Raw genomic sequence first — 25,583 nt, 5'->3', positions numbered from 1 at the left:
CAGTTTATTGGGCAACGAGCAGGGCCGGCGACATTTCCGCGCGGCGCAAACTGCGCCGGTCGCGCGCATTGCCCCAGGCGCCAAGCGCGTACTCGGAGGCGTGGCGCATCTGGCCGGCCCGGTCGACACTGAACTCCTTGAAAACGATCATTTCGTCGAGCAATACGTTGGCCAGCACGCGCGTGTATTCGAACAGCACGCTGCGCACCACTTCGGCGCCGGCGCACACATGGCTGCCATGGCCGATCCACGTGGGCCCGACGATGACGGCGCCCGCATCGATGCGGCAGCCCGAGCCGATATACACGGGCCCTTCGATGCGCGTGCCATCGCTCCAGTCGATACTGGTATTCAAGCCGACCCATACGCCATCGGCAATCTGCCGGCCTGGAACGTGCAATTGGGCAACCTCCCCCATCAGCACGCTTTGCAGCACTTCCCAGTAATCCTTGACGCTGCCGATGTCGATCCAGTTGTACTGGCGCTTTTGCGCATAGAACGGCAAGCCCTTTTCCACCAGCAGGGGAAACAGTTCCGAACCGATGTCGAACGAGCAGTCGTTGGGAATCAGGTCCAGCACTTCCGGCTCGAACAGATAGATGCCGGTGCTGACGCAATTGGACAGTGCCTCGCCCTGGGCCGGCTTCTCCTGGAAGGCGCGGATGCGCCCGTCGGCGTCGCTGACCACCACGCCGTAGCTCGATACCTTGTCCCACGGCACTTCCAAGGTGATGACGGAGGCCAGCGCCCCCGTGCGGCGGTGCTCAAGCAGGGCCGCTTCCAGGTCGAGGTCGATCAAGGCATCGCCGCACAGGACGATCGTCGTCTCATCGAAGAAACCGCCAAACTCCTGGATCTTCTTCATGCCGCCGGCCGAACCCAGCGGTTGCGGCACGACCTCGCCCGCATCGTTCGTATAGCCTTCGAAGGAGTAGCCGATCTGCACGCCGAACTGGTGGCCTTCGCCGAAATACTCCTCGATCTTTTCATGCAGGTAGCTGACGTTGACCATGATGTCGGTCACGCCATGCTGCGCCAGATGCTCCACCAGGTACGCCATCACGGGTTTACCCAGGATGGGGATCATCGGCTTGGGCAAATCGTAGGTCAGGGGCTGCACGCGCGTGCCCTTGCCCGCTGCCAGTATCATCGCTTTCATCGTCGGACTTGCTCCCTCAGGGGTGGGGATGGTTCGCCAGGCAGCGCATGTCAGCGGCCGTCCTTGCTCAAGGTCACCGAAGCGGCGGGCGCGGCAGCGGGAAACAGGCGCGCATACGCGGCCAGCAGCTTCGGCGCTTCATATTCCCATTCCAGTTCATTGATCACGCGATGGCGGCCGAACGCCCCCATCTGCTCGCGGCGGGCAGGGTCGTCGAGCAACTCGACGATCTTGCGCGCCATGTCGACAGGATCATTCTTCAATGCATACAAGGATGCCTGCTGTGCGGAAACCTTACCCTCGACCAGATCGAACTGCACGATCGGCTTGCCCAGCGCCATGTATTCCATGATCTTGTTCATGGTCGACTTGTCGTTCATGTCGTTGGCCACGTCGGGATTGACGCACACATCGGACGTATTGAGCATTTCCAGCAATTGCTGGTCCGGCACGCGCCCCGTAAACGTCACATAGTCGGCGATGCCCAGGTCCTGCGCCATCTGCTTCATCTGCTCGAGCGAGGTGCCGCCACCGACCAGCCCGAACTGCACGTCCTCGCGTTTCAGGGTTTGCACGATGTATTGCGCCGCCTGCAGCAGCAGGTCGATGCCTTCCTGCGCGCCCATCACGCCCACGTAGCCAACCAGGTAGGCGCGGCCCTTCTTGAGTTCCGGCACGGGCGGCAGCACGCGCAGGCGGTCCAGCTTGGGTCCGCTGCGCACCACGTAGACATCTTCGGGCTTCATGCCGCCCCGCTCGATGGCGATCTTCTTGTACGACTCGTTGGTGGCGATCGACACGTCCGCGCTCTGGAACGACCAGCGCTCGAACAGCACCATCAGCTTGTAGAAGAAGTCGCGGCGGCCGAACTTGGCTTCGTACAGTTCCGGATTGATATCGTGGTGGTCGAACAGGAAACGCTTGCCCATCGTCAACTTGAAGAAGCCGCCGATCAGAAACAGCAAATCGGGCGGATTGCAGGCGTGAATGACGTCGAAGCCGCGCGCAAAATGAACTTTCCATGCCAGGCGGAACGTGTGGAACAGCGCCAGCGAATACTCGACCAGATAGCCCTTGGCCCCTTCCGCTTCCAGCGGCAGGTGGTAGCGGTAGATATGGATGCCGTCGATGGCTTCGTAGCGCGATTCGTAACCTTTGCCCGTGGGACAGATGATCGACACTTCGTAGCCATTCGCATGCAGGGTGGTCGCTTCCTGCCAGACGCGCCGGTCGAACGGCGACGGCAGGTTTTCCACCAGGATCAGCACGCGGCGTGGCGCACCTGCCACCTTGTTACCAGCAGATGCCGTCATATTGCTCTCCACTTTGATCCTTGCTGATGCGCACTAGGTCGACGATGTGCTGGTGCGGCTGCAGGCTGGCGGGCACGGTCTTGAATTCGGCCGCGCCATTGCCGATGACGATGGTGTCGGCAAAATCGAGCACGTCCTGCATGTTCGTCACCATCAGCTTGGAAATATGCGGGATGTGGTTGAGGATGTAATCCTGGTTGGCGCCCGTCAGGGCGGCCAGGTTGACGTTCTTGTCGTACAGTTTCAGTTCGTAGCCCTTGCCCAGCAGATACTCGATCACATCGACCAGCGGCGATTCGCGCAAGTCGTCCGTGCCGGCCTTGAACGAGAAACCCAGGATGCCCACCTTGCGCGCACCTTTGTCGACGATCATCTTGATGCCCTTTTCCACTTGCCGCTGATTCGACGGCAGGATGGAGTTAAGCAAGGGCAAATCGAGGTCCAGGCTGCGCGCCTTGTAGGTCAGCGCGCGCACGTCTTTCGGCAGGCACGAGCCGCCGAAGGCAAAGCCTGGCTTCATGTAGTACGGCGACAGGTTCAGCTTGGTATCCTGGCAGAAGATTTCCATCACCTTGTGGCCATCGATGCCGACGGCCTTGCAGATATTGCCGATTTCATTGGCGAACGCCACTTTCACGGCGTGCCAGGTGTTGTCCGTGTACTTGACCATCTCGGCCGTCTCGACGTCCGTGCGCACCAGCGGCGCGTCCATCTTTTCATACAGCTGCACCAGCAGCGCGCCCGCCTTTTCATCGGATTCGCCGATGACCGTCTTCGGCGGATGGTAGTAATCGTAGACGGCCGTGCCTTCGCGCAGGAATTCCGGGTTGTTGCACACGCCGAAATCGACGCCGGCCACCTTGCCCGAGGCCGCTTCCAGGGTCGGGATCACCAGCGCGCGCATGGAGCCGGGCAGCATGGTCGAGCGCGCCACGACGACGTGGAAGGTATCCTTTTCGGCAATCGCCGCGCCGATTTCCTGGCATACCTTGCGCACGTGGCTCAGGTCCAGGTTGCCATTGAGCTGCGATGGCGTGCCCACGCAGATGAGCGACATGTCGGAGCCGAAGACGGCGTCGCGCACGTCCGCCGTGGCGCGCAAATGGCCGCTTTTCACGGTGGCGGCGATCATCTCGCCAATATCCTTCTCGATGATGGGCGTGGTGCCCTGGTTGATCAGGTCGACCTTGGTCTTGTTCGGATCGACGCCTATCACTTCATGCCCATCCGTTGCCAGGCAACCGGCAGAGACCGCACCCACGTAGCCGAGGCCAAAAATACTGATTTTCAAAATATGCTCCCTTAATGATGAGCCGGCGAATTAGCCGGCGACGTCTGCGGCATCAGCTCGATGTGCGTCACGATTTCAGTTGTTCCCTGCACCCGCATGCGCCAGGCGGCGCTGGCAATCGGTGCTTTCTCGTCGAAGCGGCGCGAGATCCAGCCGCCAGGCGGTGTCTCGCTGCCACGCAATACCTCCAGCGTTCCATGCGAACAGCGCATGCGCAAGCCGGACCGCAAGCCCTGTGCCTGCAATTGCCCGTCGTTGACGGTGACCAGGCAATGCTCGCCGAACTGCCAATGCACGGAAATATCATGTACATTTGTACATTGTAATATGTCTTTTACAACAATGCATTTATTATTAAAGTTGAACTCGATACGACGCCGGTGCAGCACGGGATCGGCAAGGCGGCTGTAGCCATCGTGCTCACCCTCAAAAACTTGCACCTCGGAATTCGTTTCATGAGCAATCATGCGCGCATTGGCTTTTTTCAGCCACATGAAATTGCCGCCGATTTCAGACTGGTCCTGCCCGTCGACAGATACGGTGTTATGCGCGGGCGTACTGCGGAAGTAGTCGCGCCATTTTTTTTGCGTGTGATAGGCGTAGGTGCCGGGATCAGTGAGCAATTCCTCCCCCCCGACGGCGAGGGTAAAGGCCAGCGCATCGGCATGTCCATGCGCGGCAATGGACAGGTAGCCCAACGGTGCGCAGTCGGCCACCAGGCGCACTTCATCGGCGGTGCCGAAATGGCTGCCGAGCAAGAAGTAACCGCCTTCCGGAAATGCCATCACAGGCGCCTCCGGCAAGCCGCCACCAAGCGCCTGCCACTGTTGCAAGCCCGCCACACCAAACAGCCAGCGGTTCTTGTCGTCAAAATGGCCGGCCTTGCGCTTGAAGTCGGCACGCTCAAACAGCACGGCGCAGCTGGCCAGCAGCGAACGGTAGCGATGCCAGCCGTCCTCGTGCGCCAGGCGCACCATCTGCGCATCATCGGCATCGCCCGTCATCGGCACGTTGCCCGCCACGTCCATGAGAGAGGCGATAAAGTCGGCCAGGCGCTCCAGGCGCTGCAAGTACGCCGCGGAAAAGCCCGCGCCGTTGGCCTGCCCTATCCTCTGGCACAGCAGCATCATGTCCATCACTTCATGCTGGTAATAGACGGCTTGCTCGCGGTTCACGCCATCTGGCGTATTTTGCTTGAGCGCCTCCTCTTCCAGCCCCTGGCGCGCCAGCGCCTGCCATTTCGCGCTTTCCGGCCAGCAAGGCCACACGCTACTGGCCACGAACAAGCCCATGTATTCACCGAACAGATGGTTGTTCGCCGAGGAATGGCGCGAAAAATAGCCGGCGATGAAGTGGGCGTGCTGGTAGATGGCGGCAAGCCACTGTTGCAGGAAGCGCTGTCCCGCTTCGCCCTGGAACAGCGGTGACGCCATACCGCCCAGCAATTCCCAGGCGCAGGCCCAGTTCAGCAGGCGCAGCGCCAGTTCAAGCGAGCTGGTCCAGTGCACGCCCATGGGATACGGGCATTGCTCGAACCACGACTGCAGCAAGCGACGCGCGCCATCGGCGTAGCGCTGCTCGCCCGTCACTTTCCATGCCTGCGCCAGCGCCACCAGTTCCAGGTGCCGGTTCGGTTCCCACAGATACTTGATATCGCCGACCACTTTTTCGCTGCGATAATCGATCTGCTTGCCCAAGGTCAGCGGCGCCACGGTACCCGTCTTCGGATCGCGGTTCCATTCCGGGGGGAAACCCAGTTCCGCGCCACGCAGGGCGAAGACATTCCAGCGGCCCGCCAGCACGGTATCGGCGGCCCCGCGCAGGGCGGCGATATCGGTATCGTGCCCGCTGCCAGCCAGAAAAGGCCGTCCCGTGCGAGACAGGTCAGGCAGCGGCACCTTGCGCAGCAAGCCGATGCCAAACCTGCTGGCCTTCTTTTGCAGCAGCTGTTGCACGCGCCAGGCGATCTCGGGCGCACCCATCAATTTCAAGCGGTTGATTTTCCATGCTAGCGATGTCATACGGCACTCAGCCCCAAGTCGGTATAAATTTGTTCCAGGCGCGGCATGACCGCCGCCGTGGAAAAGTGACGCTCCACCTTGCTGCGTCCCGCGGCGCCCATTCTTTGCGCCAGCGCATCGTCGGCCAGCAGGCGCGCGATCCGGTCAGCCAGTCCCTGGACGTCGCCGGGTGCGAGCAGGTAGCCCTCCACCCCATCTTGTATGGCCTCGGGAATGCCGCCGATCGCCGTGGCAATCACTGGCACGCCGCTAGCCATCGCCTCCAGTATGCTCATCGGCAATCCTTCAAAATATGAAGGCAGGACGTAGATACGGCAACTATTGAGCAGGCGCGTCTTTTGCTCGCCCTGCACCCAGCCCAGCAGCTCGACGTGCCGGGCCACTCCCAACGCATCGGCTTGCTGCTGCACGGCGCTACGGTCGCCGTCCCCGCCCAGCGCAAGGTGCAGCGATGGGCAACGCTGCGTCAGCTCGGCACATGCCTGCAGCAGGTCATCGACGCCCTTGGCCTTGCCTAACTTACCCAGAAACAACACACTTCCCGCTTGCCGTGCAGGCCATGGCGCGACCGTGGGCGGCAACGCCACCGGATTGAACATGGTCTCGACATGCGGATTGCGGCTCATGCCGCGTACCCAGGCCTGCCAGCCGCTCGACAGCACCAGCACGCGCGATGCATGATTGAAAATGTAGCGGATATACGCACGCCGCAGCGGACCGCATTGCTGCTCATAAAAAACGGCAAAGCCGCCGCCGTGCAGGTGCAGGATGCTGGGAACGCGGCACAGGAATGCCAGCAGGAAAAATCCCGACTTGCGCCAGAAGCTCGCGTGGGAGGCGACATGCACGTGAATCAGGCCCACCTGCCCAGTCAGCAGCATGGCCACGAAGCGCGCATAGGCGCACAGCATGATGCGCAGCTTGGCCAGGGGCCCGCCATCACAATGCGTGGCCAGGTAATGCACGCGATAACGCTCAAACAAGCCCGTGCCCTCATACACGCGCGCCACGGAAGCAATGCCGCCCATGGTGCTCAGGCTGGTGCCGACCATCAGAATTTTTTTCATGTCGAATCAGGTAATTTGTCATTTCCCGCCAGCAGGCGGGGTACTGCCGCTCATGGCCCTGCCACGCGGCCTTAGCCGTTTGCGCGGGTAACCGTCTCATTGACCACCCAGCGGAACTTGCCCGCCGCCGTGTTGGGCAAGGCCGTCTTCAGCACAACGTCCACGCTGACGCCGGAATCGACCATGGTGTGAATGTTGTCGAGCAGCTTGAGCTTGTCGCTATCGGAAAAAGCGGGGCCAGGCAGCAGGCGCACTTCCCAGCGCGCAGCCCCCACTTGCGCCACTTGCGACTTGAGGATGTTATCGACGCCCTTGAAGGCGAACGTCAGGACCGATGGGCTGATCACCGCACCGCCGCTGCCGGTGATGCTGTCCTCAAATTTGCCGGTAACGGGCTCGATCATGGGAAAGGGCCTGCCGCAATCGCAGCGGCCAGGCTTCCAGCGCGTGCGGTCGCTGAGCCGGTAACGCAGCAGCGGCATGGCCAGATTATGAAAGGTCGTTCCCACCACGAAACCCTCCCCGTCGGTCGCCTCGCCATGCTCGTCCAGGATTTCCACATGGGAATAATCGGTGTTCACATGCATGTGACCATGTTCGCACTCGGTAGCGAACGCCACGCGCTCAGCCATTCCATACATGTCCATGATGGTGGCACCCAGGCGCTCGACGATCAACGCGCGCTGATGCGGATACAGCGGTTCCGATGCCGTAAACACATACGGAATGGAGAGCCGGCGTCCGCGCCGCTGCAAGAAACCGGCCAGCGTGTAGGCTGTCGACGGATAAGCTTGCAACATGGCCGGCGCCGCCTGCTCCAGGCGGTCGATGATCGCATCGGCATGCGCCTCGGTCAGGTGCCGTGACGACAGCAGCAACTGGCGGTTATAGCGGTTCCAGAACCAGAATGGCGGTCTGGTCTGGTTGATCCCGGCCACCATGTCGCCACGCAGGGTGGCGCGCGTCACCTGGGGCGTATAGCCGGACCAGCTCCAGTGGCGCTGGATGAAGGCGTTTTCCATCAATACCGACTGCATGCTGCGAAAAATCGTCAACGGCGTGCCTGTCGTGCCACTGGTCTGCCCCGCTGCCTGCCACGGCCGTTTGCGGCCCTGATGCGGATACAGCGCGGCACGGTGCGCCAGCAGGGCCGCCTTATCGATCACGGGAAAATGCTCGCGCAATACCTGTGCCGCCTGGGCTGGCGTAAAACCGCGCGGCATGGCCGCGTAATGGGGCAGCGTACGGATGGCGTGCTGCATGCTCGCATGCAAGCGCAACCGGGAATAGTGCGCCAGTTCATCGACACTCATGCGTTCATGTGCAGCGAGGCGATCCATGGCACGCCGCAACAAAAAATTATCGCGCAGCATGGCTCGCATGCCGAAACGCAGTTCGTTCTTGATTGAAGACATAATCACAGTGGCTCCCGCAACGGGACTTCCGATAGGAGTGGGATGGAAGGCATCAGAGCAGCAGGAAACGATGGATTTCTTCGCCTGGACTGCCGACCTTGGCCAGGCGGGACTCCGCCTGCGCGATCGCATCGCTCAATGCGTTCCGAAATGTAGCATCTTCGACGGCACGCTCGAGGGCCGCGCGCATGGTCTCGGCATCATCATGCGGCACGAAGCCCGGATAATCGCTGCCCAGATAGGCCTCGATCGCCTCATGGCGGGTCGCCACCAGCGGTTTGCGGTTGCGTAATACCCGCAACAGCACGCTTTGCCCGCATGCCTCGCCCTGGCTTTTCAAGGGCATGGCAACGACGCGACTGGCGGCAAGCAGACTCTCGAACTGCGCCTCCGGCAAATCCAGGTGCAGGCTGACGCGCGATTGCGCCGGCACCACGACGTGATTGCGCTCCGCCGCCACTATCACCAGCGGAGCGCTGACGCCCGCCATGGCCTGCAACAGCAAATCATAGTCGCGGTTGGAATAGCCGCCGGCGAACACATAGTCGCCCTCGACCGCCGCCGCGGCGCCGCCAAAACCATAGAGTTCCTGCCGCCACAGGTGGAAATGCACGTCCTGCGGCGCCATGCCGACGGACTGGATCAGATTCTCGCCCTCCCTTTTCGAGAAGGCGATGAAGCCCATGCCGGGGAAGCGCAGGGCGCGCCAGAGCAGATTGAGACAGCGGCGCGCCCGCACCGAATGGACGAAACACGCCATCACCAGCAGCTTGCGCGGGCGCTTCACCAGGCCGCAGCGTATCATCGCCAGGATGGGGAGCGCCTGCCAGCCGATCAGCAGCACGGTATCGTCGCTGCCCCACAGCTTGCGCACGCCCCACAGCTTGGGCGACACCATGGCTGCCAGGATCGACAGTTTTCCGCGAAACGACGAGCCACGGCCACGCTCCGGTCCCATGTTACTGACCTGGGCTCCCTGCTGTTGCAGGTAGGCGACGACGTCCTGGTAGCCGCCAGCTTGAGAAAGGATTATTTGAATCATCAGAAAACATTTTCAAAAAAACATTATCACATAGCATAGCGACATCGTCCACCGTTTTGCTGCAGTGCACAGAATTGTTACAAAATTATGGCTTTTGAGCAAAGCCTTCCCGATAAACGGCGGCGAGCCGGCTGGCCAGCACGCGGTAGCTGCGCTGTTCGTCAATAAAGGCCGGCCCGGTGGCGGCAAGCAAACGGGCGGCAGGCAGATCGGCAAGAATGGCGCCGATCTGTTCGGCCATCGCCTCGGGATTGCTGGCAGTCAAGCGACCCGCACCGCTGGCGCGCAACACGTTTTCCTGGTCCGGGCTGTCATTGCCCACGCAAGGCATGCCCAGCGCCAGGTACTCGAGCAGCTTGGTCGGCGAGCTGTAATCGAACAGCGCACCGCGCGGCACATAGGAAAGCGCCACATCGGCGCCGCATAGCAAAGCCAGCGCCTGCAGCGATGGCAGCCAGCCCGTCACATGAATCGCATCGGCAACACCCAGGCGCGCCGCATACGCCATCAAGGCAGGCACATCGGATGCCGTCGGCGAATCGCCGATGAACAGCAAGCGTGCCGAGGGCTGGTGGCGGCGCAAGAGCAACAGCGCTTCGAGCAGCATCGTCAGTTCGCGCGAGCTATCGAGCGTCCCCAGATAAGCGAGCACGGGGACGTCTTCCCAGCCGGGCAGGCGGCGCGGCGCCAACGCTTCCCCGTGCAGGATTTCCATATCGACGCCCATCGGCACGGCCGTCAGCCTGTCCGCCGGGACCCCGCGCTCCACCATCAACGCCTTCATCGCCTCGCTCTGCACAAAGACATGGTCTGCCCCCTTGAGCACGACTTTATACAGCAGGAAGCGCTCGATCAATCCTTTGAGCAAGACCACATGGTAGCGGCGGCCGCCTCCCGCCGCGATTTCCGCGCGCGCGCGCGCGATGCGGCCCTCGCTCATCAGGAACGAGACCCAATAGGCAAACGGAATGCCTTTCCAGCGCGCGAGCAGCATGGCGAACAAGCCGGTCGACACCATGTCGCGCACCTGTATCAAGTCGCACTGCTCTTTCTTGGCAGCAAAAATCCGACGCATGCAAAGCTTGAAGAAGGCCCACTCCTGGCGTACGCGGCTGGACTGCACGGCTGGCCGCCACTGGCTCGCATAGGCACCGTCAACGAGTTCACCCTTGCCGGCCTTGCCGACGATATCGCACACCACGCCGTGACGGGGCAGATACTTTCCAAACAGAGTAACGACGTCGGCACGGAAGGTCGGCAAAGGTTCTGGCACCAATTGCAATAAACGAAATACGCTGTGTGGTTTCAAAGTAAGACACCGTGACTGGCCCGTAAAAAGCGGGCGCGCAAAAGAAAAAGCGATGGCTGAAAATCAGCCATCGCTCGCGAGGAGCACGCATATGATAACCGCGGCTCCGTTTTCTGTTAATAAAAATTAGTTATTTGGAATCACAATTGACTGTCCGTCAATCGTCAGCGTCCGTCCGGTAGCGCTCGGCGCACTGAGCGTGTAGGGCAGATTCTGGCAGCCAACGTCGAGCAATACGAGGAACTCGCCGCTCGTCGCGGCCGGCTTGACGAAGGCGCCATGCGCTTCGAACTTGCCCGCTTGCGGCGGCGGACCGCTGCGCGTTTCATAGCTGGCTGGCTCGGTTGAAATCGAGCGGGCGCACAGCTTGCGGTCCACGTTGAGGATGGAAACGGAACCATCGGCCTGTGGCACGATAGGCGCGGCCGCGTGCAGATTCCATTCGAACTTGTGCGGCACCGGCGCGGCCAGCAGATCTTGCACCACCACCACATTCTTCGGCCGGAAATACCAGACCTTGCGCACCGCTTTGCTCAGCACGCTGCCATAGGCATTGATCGCGTCACCGGCCGTATAGTCGAGGGCCGGCGTCGTGGCGAAACTGAGAATCTTGCCATTCCGGCCCAGATTGACCGTATTGCCATCAACCAACTGCCCAATGCCGGCATCATACGTAATCGCATTATGCGAGCGGGTTTGACGGTACCAGGAATTGAACAGCGGCGAACCATACCAGTCCATATAGCCGGCCTCGATCAACAAGGGACGCCCGCCGCTGCTCAGGATCAGGCTGTTCTGATCGCCGTGGCTATGATTGTACGAGCCAAACGGGCTGGACTTGAAATATACCGATGTCCGGGCGCGATCGGTCAGATCACTATGCATGGCAACCCAGCCGATGCTCGGATACAGGGCGGCGTTGGGCGGCGCAACAAGGGCGGTGGCCTTGGTGTAAGGCAATGGATAAGGAGCCTGCAGCAAAGTGAGGAAATCTTCATCGCCCACGATGTTGCGCGCATACCAGGCGGCGGCCGGCGTCGAGAAGCGCGAGGCATACGCCTTCATGTAGCGGAAATCCGGTTTCAGCTCGCTTTCATCGCCAAATGCATGGGAACCGGCGCCAGGCGGCACGAAATGGGCAAAAAAGTTCAGGAAGCCATTCGACCAAGGCTTGGCAAAGATATTCACGCCCGTCGCCTCGGACAATGGCTGCCAGATTTGCAATGCATAATCCGCCGTATATTGTCCGTACGCCGTGCCATTGGCAAAACCGCCTTCAGGGCCGCTCCATGCATATACCGTATTGACATAGGAACGGAAGGCAAAATCGAACCAGGCATCCGCCTGCGGTATTTCACCGACGGCCAGCGTCGATATCAGCGCCAGGAAACCGAGGTTGGTCCCGCCGTGCGAATCGTAGGGATACTGGTCGAGCCGATTGTTATTCCCGCTTAAATCCTTGTAAATATCCGTGGTGCGCAGGGCGATCACATTCAGCCAGGCAGCACGTCGCGGGGCATCGATTTCGGCGGACAGGAAATCGATCGCCTTGATCATCGACAGGGCAATCACGCGCGTTCCCTGGTCCTGATTGGCATAGCTGGTGGGACCGGTCGGGCTGAGCTGGGCAAACTGATCGCCGCGCACGAATGCCTCGTTCAGGTAGCGCGCCTCTCCCGTCAATCGATACAACAAGGCCGCCGATTCGAGCTGGCGTCCGGTGGTATTGATGCGCGTGCGGATGTCGGCGTTCTGCGCGCTCAAGGCTGCCGTCGCCACGCCGGTATTCACCAGCGGCCAGTCGCTATCTTTCACCGCCGGCATGTACGCCATCTTGTATGTCACCTCGCTTACCATGTTGGCCAACGGCGCGGCGCGCTCGGCGCGCATGGCCGTCGTCCATTGGGACGAGGTGAGGAAACCCGGCGGCAGCATGCGCGGACGCGCATGCTTCTTGACGTTGGCGCTCACGACGCTGGTATCGGGCACGACAAACACGGCGGAGGCACTATCGATCGTGAAGTAACGCGGGTTCGACCATTCCGTCGTGGTGGATGGCCGCACGCGCCAGGAGTAGTTGCCGGGAGCATACGCCGCGGTCGGCAAGAACCAGTTGCGCGCCGTCGTGTATGTATAGGCGACGGCACCATTCAGACTCACTTCCAGCACATATGCCGGTGGCTGGGTTTTATGCTGGGACCACGAGAAGGCAGGAGGATTCTGTGCCTGTCGCTGATTATCGCTGGGCAAGGGCTTGACCGCTTCGATATCAGGCGCAATCACCCAATCTGCGCGGCTGCCAACGCTGACACACAAGCTGGCGAGGATGAGCAAGCGAACGAGCGTCGTTGTGGGAAACTTCATGAAAGTAGCTCCAAATAAGGAAAACCAACAGCGCACCAGGCGGCGCGCCCCACCATACTTGAACTATTGCCGCGCAAATCAGTCAAAGATGGAAAGCGGGAAAAGGTTGTCCAGCATGCCCTGCGCGGACGATGCAGCACAAATCTCCCTGCGTTGAAGTAACTATACAGGAAAGGGAATGATCATCAAAAGCAAAAAACCAAAACTCTTGCGATTTGTTGCGTAACGACATTAGCCACCACTTTTGAAGAAGTTGACAATATTATCGAAGAAATTACATGAACTTAGGATAATGTTATTATGATGAAATTGGTTCCAGCAGGCGTGCAAAACGGGGCGAGATGCGCGCCAGAGCGGGGAGTTCCGTGCGCTTGAACAAACCGACAAAACGCAGGGCCAGCAGGTAGGCCGCCACGCAGACCAGCAGCGCGGCGACGATGACAAAATTACCACCAGGGATGAACAGCACCAGGCGGGCGACCAGTGCCGCTCCAGCGACGGCCGCGACAAGGCGCAACAAGACTGGCAAACCGATACCCAGTCCCTGTTGCAGGCTAGGCTCCTTGTTCACCCAACGCAGCCAGCCATAGATGATGTAGTACGGCATCGTACTCACCAGCACCAGCAGCAGCGGACTGCGCAGATAGGCGCACAAGCCGAGCAAGCCCAGGAAGGGCAAGGAAAACCACAGCCACAGGCGGTTATGGTGCGAGATGCGGCCAATCGGGTTCAAACTGAGAAACAGCGATTCGCCCAGGCTCATCCCTGCCAACTGCAGCACGATCAATACTGCCAGCAGCATCTCGCTGCCATAGCGGCCGTGGGTCACCCAGTTGATCAGGGGCTCGCCGCAACCGATCAGGCTGGCAATGCCGAGTCCGATGATCACGTAATTGAAACGCAGCAGCAGCGACACGGCGGAGCGGATGCGCTCGATATCGTGGTACTTGCTGTAATCGCTGGCCAGCGACGGCTCGACTATGCCCTTGGCCAGGAAGATGGGCATGAACTGGTAGGCGCGGTCCGACAAGGTCTGGAAGAAGCCGAACGACGCCGTGACCAGGGGCGTGGCCACCGCACCGACGATCAGCTTGAGCAGCGCGCCACGGAACGGCAGCCCCAGCATGTATGCCGCCTGCGTTCCCAGGCTGTCGCGCCACAGGGCGCGGAACGAAAAACCAAAACTGAGCGGCAGGGGCGGCGGCGCGTTGTGCCGCAAATGCGCAAATTCGCGGGCCAGTACCAGCAGCAAGGCCAGCGACAGCACGCATTCGGTGACGGCAAAGACATTGGCCACATCGACCACGCCGAGATCGTGGATGAATACCAGGCTGGACAAGCCGGCCAGGCGCACGCAGCCGGCCAGCATGAACAGCATGGCCTGGCGCTTCTGCAAGCCCAGGCTGTTACAAAAGATCAACAAGCTATCGTTACAGGCCGAGCTGAGCCCATAGGCAATATATTGCAGGGGAATCGAGGATGACTGTTCGATGATCTGCTTCGGCAATAGCAGCGATGAGAAGAAATACAGGCCCAGCAGCAATAACAGCATGAGCGCCAGGCGCGCCGATATCAGGCCCAGCATCAGCAGCAGCAATTCGCGCCATTTGACGGCTTCACGCAGGGGCGGCATGAAGCGGTACACCACGCGGTCCATGCCGAACATGGTGACGAACACCAGCACGGCCGTGCCGGCGACAAAAATCGTATATGCCGCGTAATCGTCCACGCCCAGGTTACGCACCAGCACGAACTGGGTCAGCAGCGAGGCAATGGCCACCCCAACCTTTGCCAAGGCGAACCATTTTGCTTGCGAAACCATACGGGAGGCAACGTATGGATTATTCCCCATGCGTGCTCCAGCGCATTGCCCCGGCCGGGGTAGCCGCGCGCCAGCGCGGGCGCACGGGCACCTCCGCTTCCGCTGGCCCGGCCGTCGCCGCCACCTGGCCGTAGCGGCAAACCTGGACCACGCTGCCCAGGCAGAACAGGTACAGCAGTTGCACGGTCGGCTCGTCCAGCATGGTGCGGTTGTAGATCAGCAGCGAGACATAAATCAGCAGCACCGCCACGCTGGCCTCGACGATCGCCATTTGCGCCGCGCTGCCCTGCCCGCGCCGCATGTAGCGCCAGCCCAGGATGACGCCGCCCACGGCCATCAGGCTATACGCGGCCGCCCCCAGCACGCCCACATCCCATAGCAGCACCGCCAGGGCGGTGGCATCCACGTTCAGCGGCGCGAAGCGGCGGGCAATGACGCCGCTGCCGCCGATGGAGCTGCTGGACTTGCTCGCCCCCGGGCCGTAGCCCAGCAGGCGCTTGGGTATGCTTGCCGTGGCATCCTTGGCCCACAGCGCCAGCGAAGCGCCGCGGCTGATTTCCCCCGTCAGATAATTGACGTTGTGGGTATCGAAAAAGTAGCCGCCGCCCGCATCGAGCTTGCCTTCCAGCCCCTTGCTGTGGTTCAGGGTCTGGCCCCAATACAGCGCGTTATACACAAAATAAATACTGCCGAGCATGGCGACGGCCAGGATGCCGTAGGCAATCACGGAAAACAGGTTTTTCATGATCCGCTGGCGCAAGACAATGAACACGCCCAGCGGCAGCCAGATGAACGCCGCCTTTACCTCTCCCAGCAGGATCACGGCCAGGCCGATCGCAAATACCAGCAATGCCAGCGGGCGCGACATGAGTCCCCTGTTCCAGCGCGCCAGCGCGTACACGCTGACAGCAACGACGAACAGCACCAGCATCGAGCTGAGTCCGCCACCGAGGGGCGTCCCGCCGAATGTTCCCACGACCGAGTCGAAACCGTTGTCGCGCTTGGTGGAGACGAAAAAATGCTGATACAGCACGACGGGCAACTGCAGCACGCCGATCCAGATCAACGACTGCCACAGCCGCTCCAGCGTCGCCGGGCGCCAGGCAAACCAGTAGAAGGACAGCAGCACGCCAAACACCGGCAAGTTCGACTTCAAGGCCGACATCAGCTGGCCGGCCGACGGACGGTTCAGGACGATCGACACCATGTAGCACAGCAGGTAGGCAAAGAACGGCAGCATGATCAGCGTTACCGGCCGCCCCTCGGGCGCCCCGCCCCGTCGCTGCTGGCGGCTCTTGACGACCAGGTCCATGAAGGTGCGCATGCCGAACAGGCCCGCCATCCCCACGGCGATCCAGGTGGCCGAGCGCAAGCCGAAGAAATACAGCGCGGAACCCTGTATCACAAAGGTAACCACAAACAGCAGGTGCAGCAGGATATTGGCATTGACCAGGAAAAACGCCAGCATGGCAAAGATGGCGCCGCTGACGATCACCAGCAGTACCGGCGAGTCGAGGCCGGCAACGGCGCCCACCAGCAAGGCCAGGAACAGCAAGGGGAACAGCAACAGCAGCGACAGGCGCGTATTGTTTGCCTTGCGCCGGGTCAAAGGCGCAGGCGCGGCGCCTGCCCGGGCGCGGCCAGCGAAAAATGGCATCTTCATCATTACTCTCTTTTACGCAGCCACTAGCCGCTGAATACGCCAACCAGTTTGGTGCGGGATGCCGGTGATAAGCTACTCAACATTTCCTTGACGAATAAATCCTGCATTTGATAGGCAGCGCTGCGGTCCGTATCGATGCTGGACACACGCACCAGCATGCCGTCGGGCACGGTACCGCTCAAGCCATAGCGCAATTGCTGCAGGCGCTGCTCCATGCCGGGCTTGGTGGCCTTGTCGCCGATCGTGATCCAGTACGTGATCGGCTCGTTGCGGCTGCCATTGACAGCCATCAGGCGCTTGATCGGCAAGCTGCCATACGCGGTCTGCAGGCGCTCGTTGCTTTCCTTCGTGATTTCAAAGCCCTGCGCACCGTAGCAGATCTCGGGCTTGTGCACACCCATGTTATCGCCCTGGTCGCCGCCATAGGCCATCGACAGCATCACGCGCCGTCCCTGGCTGTCGATATACGTGCGCGACAAGGTCTGGTTGTAGATCTTGTCCAGTTTGGCCTGCACCTCGGGATCGATCTGCAGCGGCGCGATGGAACGGTCGACCTGCCAGTCGCCGAAGCGCTCGGGAATCATCGTCTCGAGATTGAATTTTGCTTGCAGGTCGGCAATCTTGACAGTGGGCGTGACGGCCTTGGTCAGGATAGCCGAACTGGCCATCAGGACACCCAGTATCAAACTCGTCAGCAATGGCTTTTTCATGGTGTACCCTCGCTTGATGGGGCGGCGCGGCGTGCGCGGCGGCGGACGATCCACTGCAACAGGCTATCGGTCGCCAGGATCAGCGACAGGGCCGTCAGGAACAGCACCATGCCGGCGAAGCCGTGCAGGAACCCTTGTCCGGCAGCATCGCCAAAGTGATAGGTGATGAGCGTCAGCACAATCACGCGGATGACATTGGCCGTAAACGAAATCGGGATGATCAGCAGTGCCAGCACGACATTGCGCAGCACGGCCGTATGGCGCACGACGTTCAGATAAAACAGGCCCAGCGCCTCAAGCGTCAGCAAGGTCTGCAGCCCTGCGCAGGCATCGGCCACCAGCAGCTGGTATTGCCCCACTTGCAGGATGACGCCGGTGCGCGCGATCGGATAACCGACCCAGAACAGGATGTGCTCGGTCACGTACGACACGGCCATCTTCATCGGCATCGTCAGCAAGCTCACTACCTGGCCTGGCAATGGCACCATGAACAGCATGAAGAAAAACGGAAACCACACCTTGGCAAAGCCGCGCCAGCCAAAATTGAGCAGCACGATGGCCGCCAGCAGGACGATGAAGGAGGAAATCTCGAACGCCAGCACCTGCTGTGAGCGGCCCAGGATGTACAACAGCAGGCCGATGGCGACGAAGACCCAGCCCGAGGCGCTCTTCACGCGGACAGGGTCCTGCGTCATGCGCGGCCACTGGCGATACAGCAGCCACAACGACAACGCCAGGATGATCGGGCCGTGCGCCTGCTCTTCCGTTGCCCAGATACCATGCATCAGGTCATAGAATGTCGGCAGGAACAGGATCGCCATGCCCAGCGCGATCGGCCACCATTCCTCCACTTTTTGCAAAGCGGGGATTTTTTGCAGCGTCGCCGAATTCATGGTGCTGTCCATCAAAAGTCGACAAGCACGGAACCCACTACTTCGGCACCCGCGTGGGTGACCTGGTCACACATGGTCATGATATCGTCCAGATGGGTCTTGTTCTTGCGCACCACCAGCAGGACGCCGCCCACCCGGCCGGCGATGGCCAGCGCATCGGCCGCCGTGGCGAACGCCGCCGTGTCGTACAGCACCACGTCGTAGCGCGATTCGAGCTGCGCATTCAGGTTGCCAAACGAGCTGCGGCTGAGCAACTCTTGCGGATTCGGCGGCAAGGTGCCGGACGACAACACGGACAGGTCGACAAACGAGTCGATCTTGGTCGTCGCGGACAGGTCGGCACGGCCTGCCAGCACATCGGACAGGCCCTGGCGGCTTTTCAAGTCGAAAATATCCTGCTGGTGCGGCTGGCGCAAATTGGCGTCGACCAGCAAGGTCTGTTCGCCAAGCTGCGAAAACACCACGGCCAGATTGGCCGCGAACAGGCTGGCGCCATCGCCGGAATCGACCGCAACGACGGCCAGGGACTTGCGACCGCGCGCGAACCAGCGCAGCATCAATTGGCTACGCACGGCGCGCAGCGTTTCCACTTGCGGGCTGAACGGATCGAAGGCGGCCACCAGGCGCGGCGAAAAACCGGACTCGCCCGGCTGCAGGTAGGGATACTCGAACTGTTGCGCCAGCACCTGCTGGATATCGGCTTCGGTAATCAGCCCCAGGCGCAGGGCCGCCTCGCCAAAGCGGATACCGAGCTCCTTTTGCATGCGCAGCACGCGCTCGGCATTTTCTGCCGTGATCTTGCCTGACTCAAGCAGCAGGCCACCGATGCTCGAATCGCCACGCTTCGGCAAGCCGGCCGGCGGGATGGGGAGTGCGGGATGATTCATCGTCAGATCCATAATAAAGATTAGTTCAACCGCAGGCGGCGGGGAAGAATGGCACGCAACAGGCGCGAACGTGACCGCGGACGTTTCGTCGCATTCCAGGCGATCGAGCCCAGGACGGGAATCTGCACCGAATCGGACAAATCGCTTTCGGAGCGCACGCGGCGATCCAGCATTTCCGCCAGCATGGCAAGGCCAAGACCCAGCAGCATGCCCAGGAAGACGGACAGGACCGTGTTGAGCAGGACTTTCGGGCCAGCCGGCTCGATCGGCGGCACGGCCGGATTCAGCACGGCAATATCAGACTGGTCCGACTGCCCTTCGATCTTCGTCTGCGAGAAGCGTTGCGAGGCGACATCGAAGGCGCGCTGCGCGCTTTCCACGTCCTTGTTGAGCACATTCATCTCGTCGCGGGTCCGGTTCAGTTCCAGCACTTTGGCTTTCTGGGCCGCCAGGGCCGACTTGATCGACGCTTCGCGCTGGGCAAAGATCTGCGCATTGCCGCCCACGCTGCGCGACGCCACTTGCAGCTGGTCGCGCAGGTCAGCGCGCAGCTTGTCCACTTCCGCTTTCGCACTCTGGTATTGCGGGTGATTCGGGCTCAGGCGCTGCGAGACTTCGGCAAATTTCGATTCCGCCGCGCCCAGGCCGATTTTCAGGTTTTGAATCAGGGGATTGGACGCCACGTCCGGCGACTCCGCGCCGTTGATGCTCTGCGCCATGCGCTGGCGCGATGACGCTTCCATCAACTGCCCCTGCGCCGCCACCAATTGCGCCGACAGGTCGTTGAGGCGGTTGGACTCCACGTCCAGGCGGTTGTCGAGGCTGACGATGCCATTGTCCTGCTGGTACTTCGACAGGCGGCTCTGCGCCGTCTCGACGTTATCGCGCAGCAACTTGGTCTGCTCGCTGAAGTAGGCCGCAGCCTTCTTCATGGGCTCGACTTTCAATTGTACATTGATCTTTTGGTACTCATCGGCAAAGGCATTCGCGACGGCCGCCACGAATTGCGGGTCGGCGCCCTTGAAGCTGATGTCGACGACGCTGCTCTCGCGCGATGGCACGATTTCCAGCTTCTTCAGCAGCAGGTCGGCCAGCCAGTCGCGGATCGTGCCACGGCCGTCGGCCGCTTCGCGAAACTGCGCCATCACGGCCGGGCTGTCGGCCAGGTGCAGCTGGTCGACCACGCGCAGCGCCACATTCTTGCTGCTGATGATGTCGATCTGCGTCGCCATATAGCCAGGCAACAGCTGACCCGGCATGGTCAGCCCGGTCAGCGGATCGACACCCTTGTAGTTCAACACCAGCGAACTGGTGGCTTTATACGTCTTCGGCAAGATCAGGCTGACGATCAACGTGGTGGCCACCGTCAGCAAGAGCGTAATAAAGACGATCCGCTGGCGCGCTCTCAGGACAAGCAGAAATTGTGAAAAATTCATCTTTAAACTCTCATTTTATTAAATAGCCTTACAAGCTGACGGCAACGCTGGCAAACAGGCGCTGCTTAAAACAAGCTTTCCTGAACATATACAACGTCATCCACTTGCAGCAAATCATCATGCTTCGCGGTAATTACCTGGATCTTGCCATCGGCGTCGCGGCGCTTGATGCGCATGGCGCGCTCCGTGCCGCGCGCCGTCAGGCCGCCGCCCACGGACAGGGCCTGCAATACCGTCATCGAACGCTCGAGGCGGAAGGCGCCAGGACGCTGCACTTCGCCATAAATATAGAAACGCGGCGCGCGCTCGACATAAATCACGTCGTTGCCAGCCAAATCGAAATCGCGGTTCAGGTTTGCATCGCGCACCATGGCAACGATGTCGATCTCTTCCTTGGTGGACTGGCCGTTGCGCTTGCGGATCAGGCTGACAGTCTCGCTGCCGTCGCCGGCGATGCCGCCTGCCATGGCCAGGATATCCATCACGCTACGCTTGCCTTCCAGCGGGTAGCGCCCGGGCCGGTTCACCTGGCCCAGCACCGACACCTGCTGGCTCTGCAGCGAGGTCACGATGATGTTGACCTGCGCCTTGCGCAGAAAGCCGCCGCCCTCCAGCAAGCCGCCCAGTTTCTTTTCTGCCGCGGAGACAGACAAGCCACCCAGTGCCACATTGCCCACCAGCGGGAAAGTGATCTCTCCCGCTTCGCTGACGCGCGTTTCCAGCGCCAGGTCGGGACTGCCATACACGGAAATTTTCAGCACGTCGCCAGCGCCCAGCAGCACATCGGCAGCACCGGCAAAGCCGGCGCTCAGTGTCAGCAGGAGAGCCATGCACCACATTGACAGTCGTTTCATGATTGGTTCATTTTCAAAAGAGTACTCAGTAAAAGCTGCGGCTTACTTCAAGCCCGCAACACCACGATCATTGGCTTCCGAAGAGCCGGACGCTGCCGGCGCAGCCGCGGCAGGTGCCGGCGTATTCACCGGCGCCGCTACGCTGGCCACTGCTGCTGCTGCCGCTGCCGGCGCGCTGGCGGCAGCTTTGCCGCCGGCGTCCTTGTTCAGGTAGTCGATCTTGGCGGTGGCACGCAGCCGCTTCAGCTCGGCATCAGCACTATCCTTGGTTTTCTTATTGAACAGGAACTGCTCGATCTGCGGCGCCGCCTGGGCCAGGCTGGCCGGGTTGTCACGAATGTCCGCCAGCGAAATCAGCAAGGTGCGGTCGCCTTCGCGAATGATGAACAGCTGCCCCTTGGGCATCGCCAGCAATTTCGCGCTCAGTTCCGGCGCCAGGTCGGCGCTGGTACGCGACAATTGCGTACGCGCATACTTGACCTTGTTGTTGTCGAGCCAGGCGGCCACATCGTCCAGCGACTTGGCGGCGTCCATCGCAGCCTTCAGCTGGTCATTCATGTCGGCGCTGGCGATCACCAGTTCGCGCATGTCGAACTGCTTGCGCTGGCTGAAGAATTGCGGATTCTTGTTGTAATAGTCTTCCACCTCCGCTTTCGTCGGCCGCGTGATGGTGCCGATACGTTTTTGCATGTACGCCTGCGCAATGATCAGCGCCTTCGCGCGCTCGACGGCCTGCACCACTTTCGGATCGCGGTCCACTTTTTCCTTGACGGCTTCATTCAGCAGCAACTGACGGTCGATCAGCGATTCCAGCAACTGCTTGCTGGCCACTTCCTGCTGGGCAGCTTGAACATTGGCGCGCTGCAATTCTTCATTTAACTGCAACACGGTAATTTCCTCACCGTTCACACTGGCCAGGGCCTGGCCAGGCTTTTTTTCCTTGCCGCCGCAAGCAGACAAGCTGACGGCCGTCAGCAAGACCAGGCCCGCACACAGCAAACGCGGGGAGAAGACGGAGATGGGCGCGATCAGACGGGCGATGTGCGAATGGTTCAAAATTGCTCCTTGAGTTCAGGTAAGGAAATCGGTTGCTGCCAACGATAAACATTGAAACAATATTTACGTACAAAACATTAGCAAAAAACACAAATTTCCTGCGAAATTATGCTGCTTGACCATACAATTGTCAATATTATAAATATGATACACAATGTACAAGACCAGCCGGAAACTATTTGCTTAAAAATCCATTAAGAAGGTTTAAAAACAACTGTTTCCAAGAAAACTGACAGCCAACATCATGAATCATCTATGCGCAGATTAACAAAATAGCACTTTTTGTGCTTGATGCGAATGAAGTTTTCGTCCGGGCACGCTGTCGTAACGCGTACCCGAGCAGGATCGGCGAGGATGGGGCCGTAGTCTGAAGCGCGGCATGGGCAAGCACAGGCGCGCGGGGAAGGCAAGGCAGGACAAGCCAGACTGGCCCGCAGCCTGGCTGGCTCCGGGCGCAAGACACGCGTCGCCACCCGCCGTCACATGATGTTGTCGCGCCTGTCTCATATGGCTCTTTGCATTACCGCCTGGTTTGCCCCGTACGGGCCATGGGCCCTACTTCGAATGCTTGCTTCATTTTAACGCGTATTGATCTGACGCAAAACAAATTCCCTACAGTGTTGCTTCACCACTGCGTTCAATGCGCGTTGTCGCGCTTCAGCACCACCTTGACGGTGCGCAAAATGATCCACAAGTCCAGCCACAGCGACCAGTTGCGCAGGTAGTCGAGGTCGAAATGGATGCGCGCCTCCATCTTGTCGAGCGTCTCCGTCTCGCCGCGCAAGCCGTTGACCTGGGCCCAGCCCGTAATGCCGGGCTTGACCTTGTGGCGCAGCATGTAGCCTTTGATCAGCTTGCGGTACTGCTCGTTGTGCGCCACCGCATGGGGACGGGGACCGACGATGCTCATGCGCCCCTGCAAGACATTGATAAATTGCGGCAACTCATCGAGCGAGCTCCGGCGCAGGAAGGCGCCAATGCGCGTCACGCGCTGATCATCCTTGGTTGCCTGTACCACCTTGTCGCCATCCTCGCTGACCGTCATCGAGCGGAATTTATAGACGATGATTTCCTCGCCATACAGTCCGTAGCGGCGCTGGCGGAAGATCACGGGACCTTTCGAGGTCATCTTCACAGCGATGGCGATGATCAGCATCACCGGCAACAGCATGATCTGGATCAACAAGCCCAGCACGATGTCGCTGCCGCGCTTGACCATGCTGTTAAAACCGGTAAATGGCGACTCGCGGATGGCGATCACCGGCATGCCGCCTACGTTGTCGAAACGCGCCTGCATCAAATCGAAGATATAAATATCCGGTAAAAAATACACGGATGCCGTCGTATCCTGCAGTTCATCGAGCATCTTGCGGATGCGCGGCTGGGCCGAAATAGGCTGGCTGATGAATATCATCTTGATATTGTGTTCGCGCACATAGGCAGCGATATCGGCCATCTTGCCCAGCATGGGCTCGCGCATCGTCTCCGGCCAGCGGTCATCGGTGCGGTCGTCAAAAAAGCCGTGCACGCTCATGAACAGGTTCGGGTGACGCTCGACAGTGGCCGCAAATTTCAGGCTGGCATCGTTGGCGCCAATGATGACGACGGAGCGCACTTCACTGCCGCGCCCGGGATCGGCCACCATGCGCCGCGCGGCCAGGTGACTGAGCAGCAACACAAACGGCGTCAACAGGAACCATGCCAGCACCAGATCGTGGTCGTAATGAAACGCCAGCCCTGTCGCCGAGCCCAGAAAGACCAGGATCAGGGCCGTGATGCCCCAGCTGACGAAGACATCGCGGGCATACGCCAGCATGCGGCCGCTGCGCCAGGTCCGATAGGGATCGACATACTGGAATACGGATGATGAAATAAAGAACGCAAGGATCATCAATACCAGCGAGTAACCGGTAAATGGAGAACCAGACAGGGCAGACAGCAGATACAGCGTGCCCATGATGATCAAGGGATCGAGGATGCGCTGGAAAAACGAAATCAGGGGTATATCATTGACCGTCATAATACTCTTCAGAACTGGATGCTGGCGCTAAGCGATGCGCCTTTGGCACGGTAGCTGCCAGTATTGATGATAGGGGCGCCCTTGCGCGTATCCTGGAAGGCATTGATGCCCAGCTGGATATTCGGCCGCGGCGCATAGGTCAGGCCGATCGACGACGTGCGCGTCGTATCGCTCACGTCGTTTGGCAGCACCAGGCCACTGGCGGCGGAAAAATCGCGTTTTTCACGGCGGACCTGGGCATCCATGCGCACCTTGGCCGAGATATCCCAGGCGGCGGCCAGGCTGGCGCCATTGTTCAAGCTGCTGGTGATCAGGGAATTTTCCACGGCAGCAAATTCATGCCACACGCTGCCCGTAAAACGTACCTTGCCGAGCGGTGCCCAGTACACGGTGACCCGGCCATTGGCGCCGCTGGAATCGCGCCCTGAAAAGAGATCGTTCTTGCGTTTCACCCAGCCGCCAAGCAGCTGCACTTGCGTCACGCCGCTGAAACGCCAATAGATGTTCGCCTTGACCTCGTCCTGCTCGTACCCTTGCTCAATGCCAAACGCGGCCAGGTTCGCCCGGTTCGGATAAGTACCTTTCAGATGACGCAGCTGTATGCCGATCCGGCTATTGCTGGCAGGCAGATAGTCGAGGCCCAGTTCGGTGGCATCTTCTTGCCTATCGGAAATTTTTTGCACGATCGAATCATAGGTATATTTGTCGCGTGAGAACCCGCCCCGCACGCGCCAGCTGGGATGAAAGCGCCAGCCGCCATTCACATATTCGCGGCGTATCGTGCGCAAGTTACGGTCCGAGCTTTGCAAATCGCTGAACGGCGTCAGGGTCTGCGAATAACTGGCGCCCACGTGGCCTTCGAGGTGATTGGCAATATGCCACTCGAGGTCGGCCAGATAGTCCTTGCCCGTGTAGTCGAGCTGGTCAAAATGATCAAAGTAAACGCGCGACCACTTTACCTGGCCCGTCAGCAATTGCCGGCCGATGGGACGATTGATCAGGAATCCCGCCTGTACCTGGCGCGAGGTATCGGAACGCTGCCCGTCAAAACCAGGCGCCTTGTCGTCGATCCGGAACAGATTGTCGTCATAGGAGTACGAGGTCGAGATGAAAGGCGAGATCGTATCGCTGATGGCGGCGCTGGCCGGCAAGCAGCAGGCGGCTCCGCCAGCAAGCAAGAGCGACGTGGGCAATATGCGCGCCAGGGCCGAGGCCAAGCGGTTGCGCTGCATTCCTGGTTGCCCGGTACGGGCCTGGCGAT

Annotated in this window: 19 protein-coding genes; all 19 read right to left on the bottom strand. The window is 60.4% G+C overall.

Annotation, left to right across the window (positions count from 1 at the left end):
- Positions 1-4: 4 nt before the first annotated feature.
- Positions 5-1,159: a nucleotidyltransferase family protein gene (locus ACQ4WQ_RS18610; RefSeq protein ID WP_436499076.1), complete on the bottom strand. Its 1,155-nt coding sequence runs from the start codon at positions 1,157-1,159 to the stop codon at positions 5-7.
- A 50-nt stretch (positions 1,160-1,209) separates the two neighbouring features.
- Positions 1,210-2,472 (bottom strand): glycosyltransferase family 4 protein, encoded by a 1,263-nt coding sequence (locus ACQ4WQ_RS18605; protein ID WP_326457309.1) that lies wholly within the window; start codon positions 2,470-2,472, stop codon positions 1,210-1,212.
- Positions 2,453-3,763, bottom strand: coding sequence for a UDP-glucose/GDP-mannose dehydrogenase family protein (locus ACQ4WQ_RS18600; protein ID WP_326457310.1), 1,311 nt, complete (start codon positions 3,761-3,763; stop codon positions 2,453-2,455). The genes ACQ4WQ_RS18605 and ACQ4WQ_RS18600 overlap by 20 nt, the downstream gene beginning before the upstream one ends.
- 11 nt (positions 3,764-3,774) lie before the next feature.
- A complete protein-coding gene (locus ACQ4WQ_RS18595; RefSeq protein WP_436499074.1) occupies positions 3,775-5,784 on the bottom strand; it encodes a heparinase II/III family protein in 2,010 nt (669 codons plus the stop codon).
- Positions 5,781-6,851 (bottom strand): glycosyltransferase family 4 protein, encoded by a 1,071-nt coding sequence (locus tag ACQ4WQ_RS18590; protein ID WP_436499072.1) that lies wholly within the window; start codon positions 6,849-6,851, stop codon positions 5,781-5,783. The genes ACQ4WQ_RS18595 and ACQ4WQ_RS18590 overlap by 4 nt, the downstream gene beginning before the upstream one ends.
- Positions 6,852-6,922: 71 nt before the next feature.
- Positions 6,923-8,266 (bottom strand): phenylacetate--CoA ligase family protein, encoded by a 1,344-nt coding sequence (locus ACQ4WQ_RS18585; protein ID WP_436499070.1) that lies wholly within the window; start codon positions 8,264-8,266, stop codon positions 6,923-6,925.
- A gap of 52 nt (positions 8,267-8,318) precedes the next feature.
- Complete coding sequence (locus tag ACQ4WQ_RS18580) at positions 8,319-9,308, bottom strand: glycosyltransferase family protein (RefSeq protein WP_436499068.1); 990 nt, start codon at positions 9,306-9,308, stop codon at positions 8,319-8,321.
- Positions 9,309-9,393: 85 nt separating this feature from the next.
- A complete protein-coding gene (locus ACQ4WQ_RS18575) occupies positions 9,394-10,581 on the bottom strand; it encodes a glycosyltransferase (protein WP_326457315.1) in 1,188 nt (395 codons plus the stop codon).
- Between the two features lie 162 nt (positions 10,582-10,743).
- The gene (locus tag ACQ4WQ_RS18570; protein ID WP_436499066.1) at positions 10,744-13,017 is read right to left on the bottom strand and encodes a heparinase II/III domain-containing protein; all 2,274 of its coding nucleotides are present in this window, start codon (positions 13,015-13,017) and stop codon (positions 10,744-10,746) included.
- 262 nt (positions 13,018-13,279) lie between these two features.
- Entirely contained in the window at positions 13,280-14,776 is a 1,497-nt protein-coding gene (locus tag ACQ4WQ_RS18565) for a hypothetical protein (RefSeq protein ID WP_326457317.1), read from the bottom strand.
- Positions 14,777-14,822: 46 nt separating this feature from the next.
- On the bottom strand, positions 14,823-16,469 hold the full coding sequence (locus ACQ4WQ_RS18560; protein WP_436499064.1) for a hypothetical protein: 1,647 nt from the start codon (positions 16,467-16,469) through the stop codon (positions 14,823-14,825).
- Between the two features lie 20 nt (positions 16,470-16,489).
- Complete coding sequence (gene epsI / locus ACQ4WQ_RS18555) at positions 16,490-17,176, bottom strand: exosortase-associated protein EpsI, B-type (RefSeq protein ID WP_219117535.1); 687 nt, start codon at positions 17,174-17,176, stop codon at positions 16,490-16,492.
- The gene (gene xrtB / locus ACQ4WQ_RS18550; RefSeq protein ID WP_436499062.1) at positions 17,173-18,069 is read right to left on the bottom strand and encodes an exosortase B; all 897 of its coding nucleotides are present in this window, start codon (positions 18,067-18,069) and stop codon (positions 17,173-17,175) included. The genes epsI and xrtB overlap by 4 nt, the downstream gene beginning before the upstream one ends.
- 11 nt (positions 18,070-18,080) lie before the next feature.
- Positions 18,081-18,956: a chain length determinant protein tyrosine kinase EpsG gene (gene epsG, locus ACQ4WQ_RS18545; RefSeq protein ID WP_219117533.1), complete on the bottom strand. Its 876-nt coding sequence runs from the start codon at positions 18,954-18,956 to the stop codon at positions 18,081-18,083.
- A gap of 20 nt (positions 18,957-18,976) precedes the next feature.
- Complete coding sequence (gene epsF, locus ACQ4WQ_RS18540) at positions 18,977-20,392, bottom strand: chain length determinant protein EpsF (protein WP_219117532.1); 1,416 nt, start codon at positions 20,390-20,392, stop codon at positions 18,977-18,979.
- Positions 20,393-20,457: 65 nt separating this feature from the next.
- Positions 20,458-21,246 (bottom strand): polysaccharide export protein EpsE, encoded by a 789-nt coding sequence (gene epsE, locus ACQ4WQ_RS18535; RefSeq protein WP_219117531.1) that lies wholly within the window; start codon positions 21,244-21,246, stop codon positions 20,458-20,460.
- Between the two features lie 42 nt (positions 21,247-21,288).
- On the bottom strand, positions 21,289-22,302 hold the full coding sequence (locus ACQ4WQ_RS18530) for an EpsD family peptidyl-prolyl cis-trans isomerase (protein WP_436499059.1): 1,014 nt from the start codon (positions 22,300-22,302) through the stop codon (positions 21,289-21,291).
- A gap of 637 nt (positions 22,303-22,939) precedes the next feature.
- Positions 22,940-24,322 (bottom strand): undecaprenyl-phosphate glucose phosphotransferase, encoded by a 1,383-nt coding sequence (locus tag ACQ4WQ_RS18525; RefSeq protein WP_326457321.1) that lies wholly within the window; start codon positions 24,320-24,322, stop codon positions 22,940-22,942.
- 8 nt (positions 24,323-24,330) lie between these two features.
- A complete protein-coding gene (epsL, locus tag ACQ4WQ_RS18520) occupies positions 24,331-25,554 on the bottom strand; it encodes an XrtB/PEP-CTERM-associated polysaccharide biosynthesis outer membrane protein EpsL (RefSeq protein WP_326457322.1) in 1,224 nt (407 codons plus the stop codon).
- Positions 25,555-25,583 lie beyond the last annotated feature (29 nt).

Source organism: Janthinobacterium goodfellowi (genome assembly GCF_051380695.1).
Classification (GTDB): domain Bacteria; phylum Pseudomonadota; class Gammaproteobacteria; order Burkholderiales; family Burkholderiaceae_D; genus Janthinobacterium.
The sequence above is the reverse complement of the archived record's forward strand: the minus strand, read 5'-3'. Positions and strand labels throughout refer to the sequence as shown.

Coding starts and splice junctions, on each gene's coding strand:
- ACQ4WQ_RS18525 (WP_326457321.1), bottom strand. CDS start 24,322: ATGACGGTCAATGATATACCCCTGATTTCGTTTTTCCAGCGCATCCTC.
- xrtB (WP_436499062.1), bottom strand. CDS start 18,069: ATGAATTCGGCGACGCTGCAAAAAATCCCCGCTTTGCAAAAAGTGGAG.
- epsG (WP_219117533.1), bottom strand. CDS start 18,956: ATGAATCATCCCGCACTCCCCATCCCGCCGGCCGGCTTGCCGAAGCGT.
- ACQ4WQ_RS18560 (WP_436499064.1), bottom strand. CDS start 16,469: ATGATGAAGATGCCATTTTTCGCTGGCCGCGCCCGGGCAGGCGCCGCG.
- ACQ4WQ_RS18610 (WP_436499076.1), bottom strand. CDS start 1,159: ATGAAAGCGATGATACTGGCAGCGGGCAAGGGCACGCGCGTGCAGCCC.
- epsI (WP_219117535.1), bottom strand. CDS start 17,176: ATGAAAAAGCCATTGCTGACGAGTTTGATACTGGGTGTCCTGATGGCC.
- epsE (WP_219117531.1), bottom strand. CDS start 21,246: ATGAAACGACTGTCAATGTGGTGCATGGCTCTCCTGCTGACACTGAGC.
- ACQ4WQ_RS18590 (WP_436499072.1), bottom strand. CDS start 6,851: ATGAAAAAAATTCTGATGGTCGGCACCAGCCTGAGCACCATGGGCGGC.
- epsL (WP_326457322.1), bottom strand. CDS start 25,554: ATGCAGCGCAACCGCTTGGCCTCGGCCCTGGCGCGCATATTGCCCACG.
- ACQ4WQ_RS18595 (WP_436499074.1), bottom strand. CDS start 5,784: ATGACATCGCTAGCATGGAAAATCAACCGCTTGAAATTGATGGGTGCG.
- ACQ4WQ_RS18605 (WP_326457309.1), bottom strand. CDS start 2,472: ATGACGGCATCTGCTGGTAACAAGGTGGCAGGTGCGCCACGCCGCGTG.
- ACQ4WQ_RS18580 (WP_436499068.1), bottom strand. CDS start 9,308: ATGATTCAAATAATCCTTTCTCAAGCTGGCGGCTACCAGGACGTCGTC.
- epsF (WP_219117532.1), bottom strand. CDS start 20,392: ATGAATTTTTCACAATTTCTGCTTGTCCTGAGAGCGCGCCAGCGGATC.
- ACQ4WQ_RS18585 (WP_436499070.1), bottom strand. CDS start 8,266: ATGTCTTCAATCAAGAACGAACTGCGTTTCGGCATGCGAGCCATGCTG.